Consider the following 17,498-nt stretch of genomic DNA (forward strand, 5'->3'; position numbering starts at 1 on the left):
TCCTCTGAATGCGGTGGACCACCGCATTCAGAGGACTAAACGCGCCTGGGGTCAGCTGCCGTCGGAGACGTACAGCCCACCCGGGGTGATCGTGTACAGCTGGCCATCCGGGCCGGCGGTCGCGTCACGCGTGCGGCCGAGGTTGGTCCAGATCTTTCCGCCGTTGCCGTTCAGGTCGAGCTTGTACGTGCCGCCCTTGAGCGACGCCATGTACAGCGAACCCTTGTAGGCGGCGAGCCCGCTCGGCGTCGCCGAGGACGTCGGCCAGGACTTGACCGGGTTGGTCATCCCCGCCGTGTTGCACGGGCCCTCGCAGGTCGGCCAGCCGTAGTTCTTGCCCGGCTCGATCTTGTTCAGCTCGTCGAGCTTGTTCGCGCCGATGTCGGAGATGTACAGCTGCCCGTTCGCCCAGGTCAGGCCCTGGACGTTGCGGTGGCCGTAGGAGTAGACGCGGCTGTTGAACGGGTTGCCGGGCGCGGCCGCCCCGTCGGTGGTGACGCGCAGGACCTTGCCACCGAGGGAGTTCTTGTTCTGCGCGTTGGCGCCGTTCTGGCCGTCGCCGGTCCCCGCGTAGAGGAAGCCGTCGGGCCCGAACCGGATCCGCCCGCCGTGGTGGTACTGCGAGCCACGCGGGATGCCGGTGACGATCGGCGTCGGTGTCTGGCCCAGCTTCAGCTTGGCGATACGGTTGTCGGAACTGGTCGTGTAGTAGATGAAGACCGTCTCGTCGGTGGCGTACTTCGGCGAGACGGCGATGCCGAGCAGGCCCGCCTCCGCGGTCACGCTCACCCCGGGGATGGTCTGGACCGTGGTGACCTTGCCCGCCTTGTCGATCTTGCTGATCGTCTTGGCGTCCTTCTGCGTGAAAAGGCCGGTGCCGTCGGGCAGGAAGTCGATCGACCAGGCCTGGTTGAGGCCGCTCGCGAGCTGTCTGATCGCCTGGACGGACGGCGCTTCGGCGGCCGTGGCCGGGATGGCCGCGATCGACACGGCCGTCGCCGCGGCGAATGTGGCGGCGAGAATACGACGTAAGGACATGGGACGCCTCCTTCAGCTACACCCCTGGTGCTCGGATGGCGGCGGAAGACGGGTGGTCGGGGTACGCCCGTCGAGTTGGATAGAAACACACAACGTAACGAAACGGACACCACTGGACGGGCTATCGGGCGCGCGGGCTGTTAACCGTTGTGTGCGCCGAGCGTGACGAACGGCCCCGCCCGATCGGCCATAGGTAGGAAACTTTACAAAATGCCTCCGGAAGTCGCCCCTTACGTCTGGTCAGAATCGGTGACGCGCTTCTAGGGTGGCGGGGTTCGGCCCGGTTCGATCCCATGTGGACGTTAGGAGCGGAAATGATCGAAACCATCGAGGTATGGACCACGCCCGACTTCGTCGAGTACGAAACCCCCATGGAGGTCACCGCTTACGCGGCCCGTATGGAGGACTGAATTCGCATCCGGTGGTGGGGGCCGTCCCCCACCACCGCGCCGCCGTCCCGATCAGCGAGCCGTTGGAGGCAGCAGGGTGTCCGTCATGTCGTCGTCGGAGTTCATCGCGGCTCTGCGCGGGCTTTCGCATCGCTACTGGGGCACTCACCCGTTCCACGTGCGGATGCACGACGGCGACCTGTCCGAGCACGAGCTGAAGATCTGGGCCGCGAACCGCTGGTACTACCAGTGCGTCCTCCCGCAGAAGGACGCCGCCATCATCAGCAACTGCCCGCTGCCGGAGATCCGCCGTGAATGGCTCGACCGCATCGTGTATCACGACGGGACGAAGGCCGGGGACGGCGGAATCGAGCGATGGCTCCGTTTGTGCACCGCGGTCGGGCTCGACCGTGAAGAGGTTCTCGATCAGCGGCACGTCGCCCCCGGCGTACGGTTCGCCGTCGACGCGTACGTGACTTTCGCCCGTACGAAACCTTGGCTCGAAGCGGTCGCTTCGGGGCTGACCGAAATGTTCGCCGGTCATCTCATGCAGCGGCGGGTCGCCGACATGCTGGCGAACTATTCGTGGATCGCACCGGACGACCTCGCCTACTTCACCAATCGCATCGACAAGGTCTCCGGTGAGGGCAAGGGGACACTCGACATCGTGGTGCGGCACGCCGTCACCCGTGAGCAGCAGGAGAAGGCGATCGCCGCGCTGTCGTTCAAAACCGACGTGCTGTGGTCCATGCTCGACGCCATCGAGCGCGCGGCGGCCAAGGAGTAGCCATGACCACCCTCGAACTGGACTCGGTACCGCGGCTGCGGCGCGGAGTCCGGCTGAGCTACGACCAGACCAGGGAAACGCACGTCCTCCTGTTCCCCGAGGGTGTGCTCGTCCCGAATTCCACGGCGGCGGCCGTGCTTTCCCTCTGCGACGGTGTCGAAGACGTCGCGGGGATCGCTTCGGCGTTGCGCGAACGCTACGCCGGTGTTCGCGAGGAAGAAATCCTGGACGTCCTGTCCCGGCTGGGAGATCGGCGGATCGTCGAATGGGCCTGAACACCGCGGCGCCGCTGGGCATGCTGGCCGAGCTGACCCATCGCTGCCCACTGCATTGCCCGTATTGCTCGAATCCGGTGGAGCTGATCGCCCGTGACGGCGAACTGTCCACAGAGGAATGGATTTCCGTGCTCTCGCAGGCGCGGGAACTCGGCGTGCTCCAGGTGCACATGTCCGGCGGCGAGCCGCTCGCCAGGCCGGATCTGCCCATCCTGGTCGAGCACGCCACGAAGCTGGGGTGCTACGTCAACCTGGTGACGTCCGGACTCGGGCTGACGGAGTCCAGATTGGACGATCTCGTCGAACGCGGCATCGCGCATATCCAGCTCTCCGTCCAGGGCGCGACCGCCGAACGCGCGGACCGGCTCGCCGGCGCGCGGGCCCATGACCGGAAACTGGTCGCCGCCGAGCTGATCAAGAAGGCCGGGCTGCCGCTTTCGGTCAACGTCGTCCTGCACCGGCAGAACCACGACCAGCTCGCCGGGATCATCGATCTGGCCGAGAGCATGGGCGCGGACCGGCTAGAACTGGCCAATACACAGTACTACGGCTGGGCCCTGCGCAACCGCGACGCCCTGATGCCGACCCGGCGGCAACTCGACGAGGCCGAGCCGATCGTGCGCGCGGCCACCGAACGGCTGCGCGGTCGTATGGAGATCATCTACGTCGTCGCCGACTATTACGAGCAGTACCCGAAGCCGTGCATGTACGGCTGGGGCGCGCGGCAGCTGACCGTGGCGCCCGACGGAAACGTGCTGCCGTGTCCCGCGTCGACGGCGATCGAGACACTGGAATTCGACAACGTGCGGGACAAGCCACTGGCGTGGATCTGGTACGAATCCGCTTCCTTCAACGCTTATCGCGGCGAGGACTGGATGCCGGACACCTGCGGCACCTGCGACCGGCGCGCGATCGACTTCGGCGGCTGCCGGTGCCAGGCGTTCCAGCTCACCGGTGATGCCGCGGCGACGGACCCGGTGTGCTCGCGTTCGCCGCGGCGCGACGTCGTCGATCTCATCCTCGCCACGCCGCCTAAAACGGACGAACTCGTGATGCGAGCGCCCCGATGAGGGTGATCCTGCTCGGCACCGCGGCGGGCGGTGGTTTCCCGCAATGGAACTGCGCCTGCGCGTTGTGCGTCTCGGACGCGCCGCCGCGGACCCAGGACTGTGTCGCGGTGAGCGCGGACGGCGAGGGGTGGTACCTGCTCAACGTGTCGCCGGACATCCGCGCGCAGATCCTCGCCACGCCGCCCTTGCGTGCCGGGCCGGGCCCTCGGGAAATCCCGCTGCGCGGGGTGTTGCTGACCGACGCCGAACTCGATCATTCGCTCGGCCTGCTTCTGCTGCGGGAAGCGGGCGGACTTCCCGTGTGGGCACCGGACGCCGTTCTGGGCGCCCTCTCCGAGCACTTTCCGGCGCGTTCGATCATCGACGGCTACGGCGGCTGGGAGTGGCTGCCCGCGTCGGATGTCTCCCTCGACGGTCTCCGGGTGAGCATGCTTCCCGTGAGCGACAAGCGGCCGAAGTACGCGCGTTCGTCCACTGAGGACGGCCCATGGGTGGTGGCGTACCGGATCGAAGACGTTCGGACCGGCGGCGTCTTCGTGTACGCGCCTTGCCTGAAAAGCTGGCCGGACGGGTTCGACGACTTCACTCGCGACGCAGGCCTGGTGCTGCTGGACGGAACCTTCTACGCGCCGGACGAGATGTCGGGTGCCACCGCGGCCGAGGTCGGCGACGGCGCTCAGCTGGCGATGGGGCATTTGCCGATCACCGGCAGCCTCGCGAAGCTCCGGCCCGGTCCGCGTTGGGTGTACACGCATCTGAACAACACGAACCCGGTGATCGACCCGGCCTCGCCGGAGCACGCCGCTGTCCTGGCCGGCGGCGCCTCCCTTCCCTTGGACGGTACGGAATTCAAGCTCTAGGCGACGCCTTCGGGGCTCGCGCCCGAAACGGGAACGGCGTCGGCGGTGAGACGATCGATCTCCGCGAGCTCGTCCGCGGTCAGGTCGATGTCGGCGGCGGCGAGGCTGGCCTCGATGTTGGCGGCCTTGCGCGCGCCCACGATCGCGACGTGCACGCCCGGCTGGGCGAGCGTCCACGCGATCGCGAGCTGGCTGACCGAGATCCCCTTGCCCGCGGCGAATTCCTTGAGCCTGTCGACGACGGCGAGATTGCGCTGGAAGGTCTCTCCGGTGAACGCCGACGACCGGGACCGCCAGTCGGTCTTCTCGAACGTCGTCTCGGGTGTGAAGGCTCCGGTCAACAGGCCGCTGCCGAGCGGGCTGTACACGAGCACACCGATGTCGTTCTCCCTCGCGTAGGGGAGAGGATCGATCTCGATATCGCGGCGGAACAAGTGATACGGCGGCTGCAGGGTTTCGACCGGACGGGTCTTGTCGAAGGCGGCCAACCCGGCGGCGTCGTAGTTCGAGACACCGACATGCCGGATCTTCCCGGCGTCGACGAACTCCTGCAAGATCCCCGCCGTCTCCTCGGCCGGGGCGTCGGAGTCGGGCCAGTGGATCTGATAGAGGTCGATGTGGTCGACGTCGAGGAAGCGAAGACTGTCCTCGATGCCCTGCGTCAGCCACTCGCGCCGGGAGTCGCGTGGCCGTTCGGAACGCGGCTTGATGCCGCCTTTCGTGGCGAGGACGAGGTTGTCGCGGTCACGCTTGAGTTCCTCGCGCAGCGCCTTCCCGAGCATGGCTTCGGATTTCCCGAAACCGTAGGCCTGCGCGGTGTCGAAGAGGTTGACCCCGAGTTCGCGGGCATGGTGGATCGCGGCGATCGCGGTGTCCTCGTCGAACGAACCCCAGTCCCCGCCGAGCTGCCAGGTGCCGAAGGCGATCCTGGACACCTCGAGACCGCTCCTGCCCAATGTCGTCGTACGCATGACTCCAGCAGAGCACAGACATCGGATCACCGCACCGGTTCTCCCGGCCAATGAAACCCCCAAATAACTGTTTGACGGTCGTCGTCCCGGCAGTCGATACTCGTGACATGTCCGAGTCCCCCAGCCTCGACGGGCTCCGCGTCCTCGCCCATCCCGTACGGCTGCGCATTCTGTCGCTTTTGACCGGTGTCGCGATGAGCGCGGCCGAAGCCGCGCGCGAACTCGGTGAGACACAAGCGAATGTCAGCTATCACCTGCGGCGGCTGCACGAGGCCGGCCTGCTCGACGTCGCCGAGGAGGTCCGGATCCGGGGCGGGCTGGCGAAACGCTACCGCCACGATCCGGCGTCCGGGATGGGGTTCACCTCGAAGAATCCGGGGGAGGAACAGCTTCTCATCGCGGCGATGGTCGAAGAACTCAAGCGCCGCAGCGAATTCCGCTTGTCAGGCGAACGCGGGTCGATCAGCGACGCGGAGATGTGGGTCGACCGCGAGACCTGGGTGAAGGCGCTCGAACACGCTCGCGAACTGAGCGATCTGCTGCACTCGGCCGCGAAACCGCCCCGCACCCGGGGCACGATCCCGGTCAGCGCGACGGTCGCGATGTTCGAGATGAGGCGACCGTGACGTCCCTGCGCGAACCGCTGCGCCGGCACAACTTCCGCTGGCTGATCGCCGGTCGCACGTTCGGGGAGTTCGGCAACGCCGTCGCCCCGCTCGCGCTCGCGTTCGCCGTGATCGACCTGACCGGCTCCGCCGTCGACATCGGCATCGTCGTCGGTGCCCGCTCGGTGGCGAGCGTGGTCCTGCTGCTGTTCGGCGGGGTACTCGCGGACCGGCTGCCGCGCTCGGTGATCCTGCAAGGCACCGAAGTCGCCGCCACCCTGACCCAGGCCGTCATCGCCGCGAGTGTCCTTTGTGGATTCGCGTCGATCCCGCTGCTGGTCGGCCTGAGTGTGGTCAACGGTGCGGTGGCCGCGATCTCGGCACCCGCGTCGGCGTCACTCACCCCGTTGACCGTGCCCGCCACGCAGCTCGCGCAGGCGAACGCGCTGGCCAGGCTGCTGTCGAACTCCGGCCGGATCGCCGGCGCCGGGCTCGGCGGCATCCTGGTCACCGCGGTCGGCCCCGGCTGGGCGCTCGGCGGGAACGCGCTCCTGTTCCTGGGCTCTGCCCTGTCATATCGGTGCATCCGCCTCAACCGCCGGGAGCGGGTCCCCGGCAGCCGCCCGCTGGCGGAACTCGCCGAAGGCTGGCGCGAATTCCGGTCACGGACCTGGGTGTGGGTCGTGGTCGTGCAGTTCATGGTGGTCAACGCCGTCATCGCCGGCGGGATCGCGGTGCTCGGTCCGGTCGTCGCCGACAGCGCCTTCGGGCGCTCCGGCTGGGGTTTCGCCCTCGCCGCGCAGACGATCGGCTCGCTCGTCGGCGGGATCCTCGTGGCCCGATGGCAGCCGCGGCGCGCGCTGTTCGTCGGTGTCGCGGTGATCCTCTTCGAAGCACCGCCGCTGATCCTTCTCGGCCAGGCACCCTTGCTCCCGCTGCTGCTCGCGGCCATGTTCGTCTCCGGCCTGGCGATCGAGCAGTTCGTGGTCGCGTGGGACGTCTCGCTGCAGGAGAACGTGCCCGAGGACAAACTCGCGCGCGTCTATTCCTACGACATGCTCGGTTCCTTCATCGCCCTGCCGCTCGGCCAGATGGCGGCCGGTCCCGCCGCGCACCACTTCGGGGTCAGCACGACCCTGCTCGCGTGCGCCGCCCTGGTCGTGGCCGCCACCTGTCTCGCCTTGTGCAGCGGCCAGGTGCGCGGGCTGGTCCGGAAGACCCACGCCGCCCAGCCCTGACCACCGCCCCGGGAAAAGTGGTAGCAAAGGTCCCTTGCTCCCTTTCCGCAGGTCACGGCCAGGGACGAACCTCTTCGAGGAGCTTCGCAACCGCGAGCACCAGGTCGTCGGAGTGCCGCGGGCCGACGATCTGCAGGCCGACCGGGAGACCGCTGGAGGTGCGGCCCGCCGGCACGCTGATGGCGGGCTGCTGGGTCATGTTGAACGGGTAGGTGAACGGCGTCCAGTCCGGCCAGCCGCTCAGGCCGCTGCCCGGCGGCACCTCGTGCCCGGCTTCGAAGGCGGGGATCGGCAGGGTCGGCGTGATCAGCACGTCGAAACGCGTGTGGAACTCGCCCATCAGGATGCCCAGCGCGGCCCGCTCGGCGTTGGCGCCGAGGTAGTCGCTCGCCGAGAAGGTCTTGCCGAATTCCCAGACCTTCCGAAGCCCGGGATCGACCTTGGTCTCCGAACCGGCGGGGAAGGTGTCCAGCCACTTGGCCGCCCCCGTCGACCACAGGATGTCGAAGGCGGGCTTGGGATCCGCGAAACCGGGATCGGCCTCTTCGATGTGCAGGCCCGCGTCCCCGAGCGACTGGACCGCCGACTTGACGATCTCCGCGACCTCCGGGTCGACGTCGACATAGCCGAGCGTCGGCGAGTACGCGGCGATCAGCCCGCGCACGTCCCGGCGGACGGCCTCGCGATAGGTCGAGACGGGCGGGGCGAGCGCGGCCGGGTCGCGGTAGTCGGGCATCGCGAGAACGTCGAGGAGCAGCGCCGTGTCGTCCACCGAACGCGCCATCGGGCCGGCGTGCGAGAGCGGCCCGAACGGGCTCGCCGGGAACAGCGGGATCCGCCCGTGTGTCGGTTTGAGACCGACGATTCCGCAGAACGAAGCCGGAATCCGGATCGAGCCGCCACCGTCGGTGCCGACGGAAAGCTCGCCCATCCCCGCCGCGACGGCCGCCGCGCTGCCCCCGCTGGAGCCGCCCGCCGTCGTCGACGGGTCGATCGGGTTGCGGGTGATCCCGGTCAGCGTGTTGTCGGTGACACCCTTCCACGCCAGTTCCGGTGTCGTGGTCTTTCCCAGCAGTACCAAGCCGTTCTCGCGCAGTCGCGCGGTGACCGGGCTGTCGACGTCCCACGGCTGGCCGGGGTCGATGCAGCGCGAACCGCGCAGCGTCGGCCAGCCCTGCGTCAGGAACATGTCCTTGATCGAAGCCGGGACACCGTCGAGCCAGCCGATCGGATTACCGTCCCGCCACCGAACCTCGGACGCTTTCGCCTGCTCGAGCGCGCCATCGGCGTCGACCAGGCAGAAGGCATTGGTTTCACCGTCGCGTTCCTCGATGACACGCAACGCGTTCTGGGTGGCCTCGACCGGTGACAGCTCTCCGGTGGCATACGCGGCGACAAGCTCGCTCGCGGTCAACTTGGTGTCGTTCAATCCGGCCCCTAACCTTGGCGAAGCGTCTCCGACGGCACGTATCCGAGCTGCTTGTCCACGACGTTGCGCAGTGGCTCCCCCGCGCGCCAGCGACGGAAGTTGTCCGCGAACACCTCTACCAGAGTATTACGCCAGCCGATGAAGTCGCCCGACATATGCGGCGAGATCAGCACGTTCTCGATAGTCCACAAAGGACTATCGGCGGGCAGTGGCTCGGTGTCGAAGACGTCGAGCGCCGCACCGCCGAGCGGCCCGTCCCGCAGCGCGTCGATCAGGTCCGAGGTGACGACCAGCTCACCTCGGCCGACGTTGACGAACCGTGAGCCGGGTTTCATGGCGGCGAAGGCCGCCGCGTCGAACATGCCCTTCGTCTGCTCGGTCAGTGGCGCGACCGCGACGACGTAGTCCGCTCCGGGAAGATGCCGAGACAGCTCCGAAGACGCATACACGTCGCCGAAGTCGGGATCGCCCTCACGAGGACGGCGTCCGACACCCGCCACCGACATCCCGGCCGCCCGCAGCATCCGCGCGATCGACCGGCCGATCGGCCCGGTGCCGACCACCAGGACCCGGCGGCCGGAGATCCGTTCGCTCTCCCGATGCTTCCACCGCCTCTGCCGCTGCAGGTCCCACGACCGGGCGAAATCCTTGGCGAACGTGAGGACGACCCCGAGGACGTACTCGGCTATCGCCCCGTCGAACACCCCACGCGAATTGGTGAGCACGACGTCGCTCTCCTGCAGCCCCGGGAAGAGCACCGGATCGACGCCCGCGCTGGCGATATGCAGCCAGCGCAGCCTGTCGGCCGCGTGCCAGGCGCCCGGGACAGCGGTCGACAGGAAGTCGTAGACGAAGAACGCGTCGGCGCCGGACAACGCGTCAGCCAACCCGGCCGCGTCGGTGTAACGAACCACCGCATCGGCTTCGATAGCGCGCATGTCCGGTGGGCGCGTGTCTCCGCAGAGCACCGCCAGCACAGGGGTCTCCGAGGCGATCACGTTGACACCGTAAAAGTGGCTCGTATGATTGTCAACAATCCGAGGACCGACCCCCGGAGCACCGGACCTGTGGCGGCAGAAGCTTTCCGGAGGCTGAGACTTGGATTTCGACTTATTGGAGTTCGAAGGCCCGTTGGCGCAGCGCGGTATCGGCGTGATCGCCCCCTTCGACCTCGCCCTGGAACGCGAGCTGTGGCGCTGGGTACCCATGGAGGTCTCCCTCCATCTGGCGCGCACGCCGTACGAGCCGGTGCCCGTCAGCATGGAGATGGCCCAGCTCGTCAGCGACAGCAGGCATCTCGCCGCCGCCACGAGGGACGTGCTCCACGTGGAGCCCGAAGTCGTCGCCTATCTGTGCACCTCCGGCAGTTTCGTCAACGGTGTGGACTACGAGCGTTCTCTGACCAAGGCGATCTGCGACGCGGGCGCCACGGACGCCGTCACCACGTCCGGAGCGCTGGCGGAGGTCCTGCATCAGCTCGACCTCCACCGGGTCTCGGTACTGACCCCTTACGACGGCGACCTGACCGGGAAGCTGCACGACTTCCTGGCCGAACTCGGCGTTCGCACCGTTTCGAGCGACCATCTCGGCCTGGGCGGCGGCATCTGGAAGGTCAGTTACCGGACCATCGCCGAACGTATCCTCGCCGCCGATCACGCCGACGCGGAAGCCATCTTCGTCAGCTGCACCAACCTCCCCACCTACGATCTGATCGAGCCGCTCGAAAGCGCGCTCGGCAAACCCGTCCTCACCGCGAATCAGCTCACGATGTGGGCCTGCCTCCGGCGGATGAACCTGCCGATCGTCGGGCCCGGCAAGTGGCTCCGGGAGGTCGACTGACCTCTTCCCTTACGATTGTCGACAATCTGCCCACCGGAGGTTCCGTGCCCATCACGCCGTTCGCCCCACCCGAGCCACCGTCCGAGACGACCACCATCGGGTTCATCTATCCCGACCACGCGGCCGAAGACGACTACCCGCTCGCGGAACAGCTCCTCGGCGGGGACATGGCCGGGATCAAACTGCCGGTCGAGCACATCTACGGGACCGATCTGCACGCCGTGCCCGAGCTCCTGGACCTCGGCAGTGAAAGCAGGCTCGCCGACGGCGCCGCACTGCTGGCCAAACACGAACCGGACGCGGTGGTCTGGGCGTGCACCAGCGGCAGTTTCGTCTACGGCTGGGAAGGCGCCCGCGACCAGGCCGACCGGCTGGCCGCCGTCGCCGGCGTGCCCGCGTCGAGCACTTCCTTCGCCTTCGTCAACGCCGCACATGCGCTCGGCGTCCGGCGGGTCGCGGTCGCCGCCAGCTACCCCGACGACGTCGCCCGGCTGTTCGTCGAGTTCCTCGGCGCGGGCGGGATCGAAGTGGTCTCGATGGGCAGCGCGGACATCGACACCGCCGCCGAGGTCGGCGGGCTCAGCCCGGAAGCCGTCGTCGAACTCGCGGCGAGCCGCGACCATCCGGCCGCCGATGCCCTGCTCGTCCCTGACACCGCCATGCGGACGCTCGGCGAGATCAACACGCTCGAAACCAGGATCCGCAAGCCGGTGCTGACCGCCAACCAGGTCACCGTCTGGGAGGGCCTGCGGCTCACCGGGAAATCCCCGCTCGTCCGCACCTTGGGTGCCTTGTTCGGACAGAGGAGCAGCTGAACCATGTCCTTGCCGGATATCGAGCCGGTCAGCCGGGAATCGACCGCCGGGATCATCGCGCGCCAGCTGCGGGACGCGATCATGACCGGCGCCCTCCCGCCCGGCACCCAGCTCGGTGAGACGGACCTGGCCTCCCGGTTCCAGGTTTCGCGAGGCCCCCTGCGCGAAGCGATGCAGCACCTCGTCTCGGAAGGGCTGCTGCGCAGCGAGCGCCACCGCGGACTGTTCGTGATCGACCTCGAACCCGGCGACGTCTACGACATCTATTCGGCGCGCTCGGCCATCGAACGCGCCGCGATGCTGCGAGCCCTGCGCGGGGACCGGGAACGGGTCGCCACCGAACTCGAAGAGGCCGTGCGCGCCATGGCCGCCGCCGCGGACGAGGACGACCCGACCGCGCTCTCCTGGGCGGACCTCCGTTTCCACGAGGCGCTGATCGCCGCCTCCGGCAGCAAACGGCTCGTGCGCATGGCGCGGACCCTGTTGATCGAGACCCGGATGTGCCTCACCGCGCTGCAAGGGACCTATCAGCAGGTCGAAGAACGGGTCACGGAGCACACCAGCATCATCGAGGCCCTGCGAGCGGGCGATGAGGAGACCGCGCTTTCGCTGCTGGAGGCCCATATGGAGGACGCGGTCCAACGGCTGGCCCCGGGAACCAGCCTGCGGGAGGGCGAAGCCCCCGCGGTGCCCTAGGGATTCAGCCACGGCCCCGCGCCCCCAGCACCGGCTGCCCACCCGTCCCGCCACGGAACTCCCTGTCCCACGGCCAATTGCCGTGCTCGTCCTCGTAGACCAGTTGCAGGGCATGGAAGTTCTCGCCGTACAGCAGGACGGCGGTGAGCAGGTGCGCCGGCGGCGAACTGAGCGGAACGACCTCCAACGACGGCCATCCCACCGCGGCGGGCAACACCTCCCCCGGCTCCGGCGGCCCGGACCGGACCGCCTGCTGGGCGAAATAATTCAGCAGCTGGCCGGATCTTCGTTCTCTCAGGCCGGTGACGACGAGTTCCGGAAGCCCGGCGTCGGTGAGACCGACCGTGTACGCGAAGCCCGGTTGGACGATTCCGCGCTCGACCGTCTGCACCACCCAGCCGTACTTCCGGATCAGCGGACGGACCTCCTCGATGAGGTAGTCGTCGCGGGTCTTCCCGGGGTTGTCGCAATGCCAGCACATCAGCACTCCTCCAGTCGTCGAATCCGATGATCGACACTGTGCACCGGGGCACCGACAAAAACTCACGCCCCGGAGCGGTGCGCGTGCGACGAACGGGCTTTCATGGAGGATTTCGCACCGAGATTCCCTTTCATGGCAACGTTTTTCCTATCCCGAGAAAATTTGCCGACTTGACGAATCCAATGTGGAGGCAGGGAAAGCGGAGGCCACACGCGAGGCTTAGGCGCTCTTACGCGACACAGCACGTTGAGGGCCACCCCAGGGACGCGCTCGGCGACTGGCATCCAGACCAAGTCCCCACCCGAAATACTCTTATTGAGCCCAAGGTCAAACGTGTCCTGAAGGCCCCCTTTGGGACGTTGGATGTCTCAAAGGGGGCCTTCAGGACACCGTTTCTGTCCAGGACAGGCCACCCAGAGCATGGGCCTCACCAACACCGCCACGTTTGCCTTACCCCTCAACAGCAGCTGTCCGAATTCGCCAAGGCCCCCTTCCTCGCGCCTAACGCAAGGAAAGGGGGCCTTCATGTACTACCCGAAACCATGAATGGACCGTTCATGACATCCGGGACTTGACAGGCCACTGGGCGGATGGTTCAAGATAGAGCGGCGACCACCGCGGACCCGAGTTCGGCGGTGGTGGACTTCCCGCCGAGGTCAGGGGTCTGCACGGTCCCCTCCTCGAGAACCTTTTCCACTGCGGCGCGTACGTCTTGTGCCGCAACGGTTTCCCCGAGATGCTCAAGCAGCATCGCCCCCGCCAGGATCTGCGCCACCGGATTCGCGATGCCCTGTCCGGCGATGTCTGGAGCGCTGCCGTGCACCGCCTCGAACATGGAAGGGAGCTCACCGGTCGGATTGATATTGCCCGAAGGCGCCATTCCGAGCCCGCCCGTCACGGCCGCCGCCAGGTCGCTCAGGATGTCGCCGAACAGATTGGAAGCGACCACGACGTCGAGCCGGTCCGGCGCCTGGACCATCCGCGCGGCGAGCGCGTCGACATGGCACTGCTCGGCGTGCACGTCCGGATATTCCGAAGAGATCTCGGCGAAGATCTCATCCCAGAACGGCATCGAGTGGATGAGCCCGTTGGACTTGGTCGCCGAACAGACCCGCCCCGTCCGCGTCTTCGCCAACTCGAAGGCATAGCGGATGATCCGCTCCACCCCGACCCTCGTGAACACGGATTCCTGTAAGACGAACTCGTTGCCGAGACCGCGATTGTGCCTGCCGCCGATCTCCGAGTACTCGCCCTCGGAGTTCTCCCGGACGATCACCATCTCCAGCTCGTCGGCGCTCCGGCCCGCCAGCGCCGACGTCGTCCCCGGCAGCAGCCGGACCGGCCGGAGATTGACGTACTGACCGAACGCCCGCCGAACCGGAATGAGGAGCCCCCACAACGAAACATGATCCGGGACGCCGGGAAAGCCGACGGCACCGAGAAAGATCCCGTCGAACCGGGAGAGTCGCTCGATACCGTCGTCCGGCATCATCGAGCCGGTCTTGGTGTACCGCTCACAACTCCAGTCGAACTCCGTCCAGGACAAGGAGAAACCGTGCGATGCCGCCGCACGGTCGAGGACCTTGCGGGCCTCGACCGTCACGTCGACACCGATCCCGTCGCCGGGGATGCTCGCGATCCGATACGAAGAAGTCACAGAGCCACCGCGATGTACTTGGTCTCGAGGAACTCGTCGATGCCGACGGTGCCACCCTCGCGGCCGAGGCCGGATTGCTTGATCCCGCCGAACGGCGCCGCCGGATTCGAAACCAGCCCTTGGTTGAGGCCGATCATGCCGGCCTCCAGCCGTTCCGAAACCCGCAACGCCCGCTTGAGATCGGAGGTGTACACATAGGACACGAGACCGAATTCGGTGTCGTTCGCCGCCGCGATGGCCTCGTCCTCGCTGTCGAACGGAGTGATCGGGGCGACCGGCCCGAAGATCTCTTCCGAAGCGAGCCTGGCGTCCTTGGGCACGTCGATGAGCACCGTGGCCTGATAGAAGTTGCCCGGACCGTCCACGGTGGATCCGCCGGTGAGGACGCGTGCACCCCGCTCGGTGGCGTCGGAGACCAGGCCGCTGACCTTCTCGACGGCGGCTTCGTCGATGAGAGGACCGACGACGACACCCTCCTCGGTGCCACGCCCCATGGGCAGGGCCTCCATGCGCTCGGTGAGGCGCCGAGAGAACTCGTCGACGATGCCACGCTGGACATAGAAACGGTTCGCGGCCGTGCAGGCCTCACCGATGTTGCGCATCTTCGCGGTCATCGCGCCTTCGATCGCCGCGTCGAGGTCGGCGTCTTCGAAAACGAGGAAGGGGGCGTTGCCGCCGAGTTCCATCGACGTGCGGAGCACCTTGTCCGCGCACTGTTCCAGCAGCTTCCGTCCGACGCCGGTCGAGCCGGTGAAGGACAGCTTCCGGGCACGACCGTCCCGGATCAACGGCTCCATCACGCCGCCGGAGTCCGACGTCGTGAGCACGTTCAGGACGCCTTCCGGCAATCCTGCTTCGGCGAGGATCGCCGCGAGGGCCAATATCGAAAGGGGGGTCTGAGCAGCGGGTTTGATGACCATCGTGCAGCCTGCCGCGACTGCGGGCCCGATCTTGCGGGTGCCCATCGCCATGGGGAAGTTCCACGGCGTGATCAGCAGACACGGGCCGACCGGCTGTTTGGTCACGAGGAACCGGCCTGTCCCGTTGGGAGCGACGGCGTAACCACCGTCGATCCGGACGGCTTCCTCCGCGAACCAGCGGAAGAACTCGGCCGCGTAGGTGATCTCGCCCTTCGACTCCGCGAGCGGTTTGCCCATCTCAAGGGTCATCAGCAACGCGAGTTCGTCGGCGCGCTTGATCAGCAGTTCGTAGGCGCGACGCAAGATCTCACCGCGTTCACGCGGGGCGACGTTCGCCCAGTCGGCCTGTGCGGCGACGGCCGCGTCGAGTGCGCTGACACCGTCCGCCGGTGACGCGTCGGCCACCTCGCACAGGGCTTCGCCTGTCGAGGGGTCGAGAACGGGGAAGGTCTTCCCGTCGGCGGCGGGCACCCACTTGCCGCCGATGAACAGTTCCTTGTCGACCGCCGTGACTACGCCGGCCTCACTGATCGAGCTCATCCCAACGCTCCTCCATGTTGTCCCGAACGCCATGCTATGGATATTGTCAACAATCGACAACAGCTCAGCCGACCTAGGAGCGCAGCCCATGGCCCAGCTATCACCGCTGCTCAAGCAGGCAACGCCGGTCGTGGTCGACCACGGTGAAGGGGTTTACCTCTACGACACCGATGGCAAACGTCACCTGGATTTCACCGCCGGTATCGGCGTGACCAGCACCGGTCACTGTCACCCGCATGTGGTGAGCGCGGCGCGAGAGCAGATCGGCAAACTCATCCACGGGCAGTACACGACGGTCATGCACAAGCCGATGCTGGAGCTGACCGAGAAGCTGGGCGGTGTCCTGCCGGAAGGCCTGGATTCACTCTTCTACGCGAACTCCGGCAGTGAAGCGGTCGAGGCGGCGCTCCGGCTGTCACGGCAGGCGACCAAGCGGCCCAACGTCATCGTCTTCCAGGGCGGGTTCCACGGCCGGACCGTCGCGGCGGCGACGATGACGACGTCGGGCACCCGGTTCAGCGCCGGGATCTCGCCGCTCATGTCCGGGGTGCACGTCGCGCCCTTCCCGTACGCCTTCCACTACGGCTGGGACGAGGCGACTGCGACGAAGTTCGCCCTGCGCGAGCTCGATTACCTGTTCGCGACGGTCTGCGCGCCGAACGAGACGGCCGCGTTCTTCATCGAGCCGGTGCTCGGCGAGGGCGGGTACGTCCCGGCGAACCCCGAGTTCCTCGCCGGGCTGCGGGAACGCGCCGACAAGCACGGGATCCTGCTGGTGATGGACGAGATCCAGACCGGCTTCGGCCGGACGGGCCGGTTCTGGGGACACGAGCACTTCGGGGTACGCCCGGACATCGTGCTCATCGCGAAGGGGCTCGCGAGCGGCTTCCCGATCTCGGGCATCGCCGCGTCGGAGGAACTGATGACCAAGGCGCTCCCCGGTTCCCAGGGCGGGACCTACGGCGGCAACGCGGTGGCCTGCGCCGCGGCGATCGCCACGCTGGAGGTGATCCAGCGTGAAGGGCTGGTCGAGAACGCCGCCGAACGAGGACGTCAGCTCCTGGAAGGTGTGCGGGTGATCGCGGACAAGTCGCCGTCGATCGGCGACGTACGCGGGCTGGGGCTGCTGGTCGGATCCGAATTCACCACGCCGGACGGCGAGCCGGACACGGCGAAGGCTCAAGCGGCGCAGAAAGCCGCGTCGTCCAACGGGTTGCTCTTGCTGACTTGCGGGGCGTACATGAACGTCGTCCGGATGGTGCCGCCGCTGATCGTCGACTCCGAACAGGTCGACGAGGCGCTGCGGATCTGGGGCGACGTCGTGGCGGGGGTCGAGTGATGGCCCGCTACATCACGATCACCCTGGACAAGCGCGGGGTGTCCTGCCGCGCCCGGCTGCTCGACGCGGAAGCCCCGCGGACCTGCCGCGCGGTATGGGACGCGTTGCCGCAGAGCGGTTCGGCCTATCACGCGAAGTACGCGCGCAACGAGGTCTACACGCTCGTGCCACCCTTCGCCGAACCGAAACCGGGCCGCGAAAACCCCACGGTGACCCCGATTCCAGGGGATGTCGTGTACTTCGGATTCGAGGCTTGGGAGATCGGCAACCCGGCTTATGGCTACGACGAAGACAGTGAAGCGCACAGCGACCAGGGCGCGACGGATCTCGCGATCTTCTACGGCCGCAACAACCTGTTGATCAACGGCGACGCGGGCTGGGTGCCCGGCAACGTGTTCGCGACGATCGAAGAGGGGCTGGCCGAGATGGCGGAAGCCGCGCAGGATCTCTGGCTGCGCGGTGTCGAAGGCGAGACGCTTTCGTTCGCACGCGCGTGAAACCCGTGGGCGGTGAGGGTTTTCACCCTCACCGCCCACGGGTCGGCACCCC

19 protein-coding genes are annotated in these 17,498 nt (G+C 67.4%); 12 read left to right on the forward strand and 7 right to left on the reverse strand.

Features of this window, described 5'->3' with window-relative positions; all coding sequences use genetic code 11:
• Positions 1-51: 51 nt before the first annotated feature.
• Complete coding sequence (locus ACIBTM_RS03020) at positions 52-1,038, reverse strand: PQQ-dependent sugar dehydrogenase (protein WP_395874906.1); 987 nt, start codon at positions 1,036-1,038, stop codon at positions 52-54.
• Between the two features lie 314 nt (positions 1,039-1,352).
• Here ACIBTM_RS03020 and pqqA point away from each other — a divergent pair, with 314 nt between their 5' ends.
• The 5 genes from pqqA to pqqB all read left to right on the forward strand — a co-directional run bounded on the left by pqqA (position 1,353) and on the right by pqqB (position 4,419).
• The gene (gene pqqA / locus ACIBTM_RS03025) at positions 1,353-1,448 is read left to right on the forward strand and encodes a pyrroloquinoline quinone precursor peptide PqqA (protein WP_007033797.1); all 96 of its coding nucleotides are present in this window, start codon (positions 1,353-1,355) and stop codon (positions 1,446-1,448) included.
• Between the two features lie 85 nt (positions 1,449-1,533).
• The gene (gene pqqC, locus ACIBTM_RS03030) at positions 1,534-2,214 is read left to right on the forward strand and encodes a pyrroloquinoline-quinone synthase PqqC (RefSeq protein ID WP_395874907.1); all 681 of its coding nucleotides are present in this window, start codon (positions 1,534-1,536) and stop codon (positions 2,212-2,214) included.
• Between the two features lie 2 nt (positions 2,215-2,216).
• A complete protein-coding gene (gene pqqD / locus ACIBTM_RS03035) occupies positions 2,217-2,489 on the forward strand; it encodes a pyrroloquinoline quinone biosynthesis peptide chaperone PqqD (protein WP_395874908.1) in 273 nt (90 codons plus the stop codon).
• A complete protein-coding gene (gene pqqE, locus ACIBTM_RS03040) occupies positions 2,480-3,559 on the forward strand; it encodes a pyrroloquinoline quinone biosynthesis protein PqqE (RefSeq protein ID WP_395874909.1) in 1,080 nt (359 codons plus the stop codon). The genes pqqD and pqqE overlap by 10 nt, the downstream gene beginning before the upstream one ends.
• On the forward strand, positions 3,556-4,419 hold the full coding sequence (pqqB, locus tag ACIBTM_RS03045) for a pyrroloquinoline quinone biosynthesis protein PqqB (protein WP_395874910.1): 864 nt from the start codon (positions 3,556-3,558) through the stop codon (positions 4,417-4,419). Before pqqE ends, pqqB begins: the two co-directional genes overlap by 4 nt.
• On the opposite strand, the gene ACIBTM_RS03050 is transcribed toward pqqB, so the two are convergent.
• Positions 4,416-5,390 carry an aldo/keto reductase gene (locus tag ACIBTM_RS03050; RefSeq protein ID WP_395874911.1) on the reverse strand — a complete coding sequence of 325 codons (975 nt, stop codon included), beginning with the start codon at positions 5,388-5,390 and terminating at the stop codon, positions 4,416-4,418. The two genes, pqqB and ACIBTM_RS03050, sit on opposite strands and share 4 nt — an antisense overlap.
• Before the next feature lie 107 nt (positions 5,391-5,497).
• On the opposite strand from ACIBTM_RS03050, the gene ACIBTM_RS03055 reads away from it, so the two are divergent.
• Both ACIBTM_RS03055 and ACIBTM_RS03060 read left to right on the forward strand, forming a co-directional pair.
• Positions 5,498-6,016 carry an ArsR/SmtB family transcription factor gene (locus ACIBTM_RS03055; RefSeq protein WP_395874912.1) on the forward strand — a complete coding sequence of 173 codons (519 nt, stop codon included), beginning with the start codon at positions 5,498-5,500 and terminating at the stop codon, positions 6,014-6,016.
• The gene (locus tag ACIBTM_RS03060) at positions 6,013-7,233 is read left to right on the forward strand and encodes an MFS transporter (RefSeq protein WP_395874913.1); all 1,221 of its coding nucleotides are present in this window, start codon (positions 6,013-6,015) and stop codon (positions 7,231-7,233) included. The genes ACIBTM_RS03055 and ACIBTM_RS03060 overlap by 4 nt, the downstream gene beginning before the upstream one ends.
• A gap of 52 nt (positions 7,234-7,285) precedes the next feature.
• Here the strand turns inward: ACIBTM_RS03060 and ACIBTM_RS03065 are convergent, their stop codons facing one another.
• Positions 7,286-8,662, reverse strand: a complete 1,377-nt coding sequence (locus tag ACIBTM_RS03065) for an amidase (RefSeq protein ID WP_395874914.1) — start codon at positions 8,660-8,662, stop codon at positions 7,286-7,288.
• Positions 8,663-8,670: 8 nt separating this feature from the next.
• The gene (locus tag ACIBTM_RS03070; RefSeq protein ID WP_395874915.1) at positions 8,671-9,660 is read right to left on the reverse strand and encodes a D-2-hydroxyacid dehydrogenase; all 990 of its coding nucleotides are present in this window, start codon (positions 9,658-9,660) and stop codon (positions 8,671-8,673) included.
• 100 nt (positions 9,661-9,760) lie between these two features.
• Here ACIBTM_RS03070 and ACIBTM_RS03075 point away from each other — a divergent pair, with 100 nt between their 5' ends.
• Genes ACIBTM_RS03075 through ACIBTM_RS03085 form a run of 3 tightly spaced genes read left to right on the forward strand, consistent with a single transcriptional unit; the run spans position 9,761 to position 12,012 of the window.
• Positions 9,761-10,501, forward strand: a complete 741-nt coding sequence (locus ACIBTM_RS03075) for a maleate isomerase (RefSeq protein ID WP_016336992.1) — start codon at positions 9,761-9,763, stop codon at positions 10,499-10,501.
• A 44-nt stretch (positions 10,502-10,545) separates the two neighbouring features.
• Positions 10,546-11,316, forward strand: coding sequence for a maleate cis-trans isomerase (locus ACIBTM_RS03080; protein ID WP_395874916.1), 771 nt, complete (start codon positions 10,546-10,548; stop codon positions 11,314-11,316).
• Between the two features lie 3 nt (positions 11,317-11,319).
• On the forward strand, positions 11,320-12,012 hold the full coding sequence (locus tag ACIBTM_RS03085; RefSeq protein ID WP_016336994.1) for a GntR family transcriptional regulator: 693 nt from the start codon (positions 11,320-11,322) through the stop codon (positions 12,010-12,012).
• Positions 12,013-12,016: 4 nt separating this feature from the next.
• Here ACIBTM_RS03085 and ACIBTM_RS03090 read toward each other — a convergent pair whose 3' ends face one another.
• The 3 genes from ACIBTM_RS03090 to ACIBTM_RS03100 form a co-directional block, all read right to left on the reverse strand.
• Entirely contained in the window at positions 12,017-12,493 is a 477-nt protein-coding gene (locus tag ACIBTM_RS03090) for a DUF4262 domain-containing protein (protein WP_395874917.1), read from the reverse strand.
• Positions 12,494-13,088: 595 nt separating this feature from the next.
• A complete protein-coding gene (locus ACIBTM_RS03095) occupies positions 13,089-14,150 on the reverse strand; it encodes a tartrate dehydrogenase (protein ID WP_395874918.1) in 1,062 nt (353 codons plus the stop codon).
• A complete protein-coding gene (locus ACIBTM_RS03100) occupies positions 14,147-15,610 on the reverse strand; it encodes an NAD-dependent succinate-semialdehyde dehydrogenase (protein ID WP_395874919.1) in 1,464 nt (487 codons plus the stop codon). The genes ACIBTM_RS03095 and ACIBTM_RS03100 overlap by 4 nt, the downstream gene beginning before the upstream one ends.
• Positions 15,611-15,698: 88 nt before the next feature.
• Here ACIBTM_RS03100 and ACIBTM_RS03105 point away from each other — a divergent pair, with 88 nt between their 5' ends.
• A complete protein-coding gene (locus ACIBTM_RS03105; protein ID WP_395874920.1) occupies positions 15,699-16,949 on the forward strand; it encodes an aspartate aminotransferase family protein in 1,251 nt (416 codons plus the stop codon).
• The gene (locus ACIBTM_RS03110; RefSeq protein WP_038508763.1) at positions 16,949-17,446 is read left to right on the forward strand and encodes a DUF3830 family protein; all 498 of its coding nucleotides are present in this window, start codon (positions 16,949-16,951) and stop codon (positions 17,444-17,446) included. Before ACIBTM_RS03105 ends, ACIBTM_RS03110 begins: the two co-directional genes overlap by 1 nt.
• Positions 17,447-17,498: the final 52 nt, after the last annotated feature.

This window comes from Amycolatopsis sp. NPDC049868, from assembly GCF_044461365.1.
Classification (GTDB): Bacteria; Actinomycetota; Actinomycetes; order Mycobacteriales; family Pseudonocardiaceae; genus Amycolatopsis.

Excerpts from the sequence above, each read along its gene's own strand:
- ACIBTM_RS03110 (WP_038508763.1), top strand. The coding sequence starts at position 16,949 with ATGGCCCGCTACATCACGATCACCCTGGACAAGCGCGGGGTGTCCTGC.
- ACIBTM_RS03105 (WP_395874920.1), top strand. The coding sequence starts at position 15,699 with ATGGCCCAGCTATCACCGCTGCTCAAGCAGGCAACGCCGGTCGTGGTC.
- ACIBTM_RS03085 (WP_016336994.1), top strand. The coding sequence starts at position 11,320 with ATGTCCTTGCCGGATATCGAGCCGGTCAGCCGGGAATCGACCGCCGGG.
- ACIBTM_RS03055 (WP_395874912.1), top strand. The coding sequence starts at position 5,498 with ATGTCCGAGTCCCCCAGCCTCGACGGGCTCCGCGTCCTCGCCCATCCC.
- pqqD (WP_395874908.1), top strand. The coding sequence starts at position 2,217 with ATGACCACCCTCGAACTGGACTCGGTACCGCGGCTGCGGCGCGGAGTC.
- pqqC (WP_395874907.1), top strand. The coding sequence starts at position 1,534 with ATGTCGTCGTCGGAGTTCATCGCGGCTCTGCGCGGGCTTTCGCATCGC.
- ACIBTM_RS03020 (WP_395874906.1), bottom strand. The coding sequence starts at position 1,038 with ATGTCCTTACGTCGTATTCTCGCCGCCACATTCGCCGCGGCGACGGCC.
- ACIBTM_RS03090 (WP_395874917.1), bottom strand. The coding sequence starts at position 12,493 with ATGTGCTGGCATTGCGACAACCCCGGGAAGACCCGCGACGACTACCTC.
- pqqA (WP_007033797.1), top strand. The coding sequence starts at position 1,353 with ATGATCGAAACCATCGAGGTATGGACCACGCCCGACTTCGTCGAGTAC.
- pqqB (WP_395874910.1), top strand. The coding sequence starts at position 3,556 with ATGAGGGTGATCCTGCTCGGCACCGCGGCGGGCGGTGGTTTCCCGCAA.
- ACIBTM_RS03050 (WP_395874911.1), bottom strand. The coding sequence starts at position 5,390 with ATGCGTACGACGACATTGGGCAGGAGCGGTCTCGAGGTGTCCAGGATC.
- ACIBTM_RS03100 (WP_395874919.1), bottom strand. The coding sequence starts at position 15,610 with ATGAGCTCGATCAGTGAGGCCGGCGTAGTCACGGCGGTCGACAAGGAA.
- pqqE (WP_395874909.1), top strand. The coding sequence starts at position 2,480 with ATGGGCCTGAACACCGCGGCGCCGCTGGGCATGCTGGCCGAGCTGACC.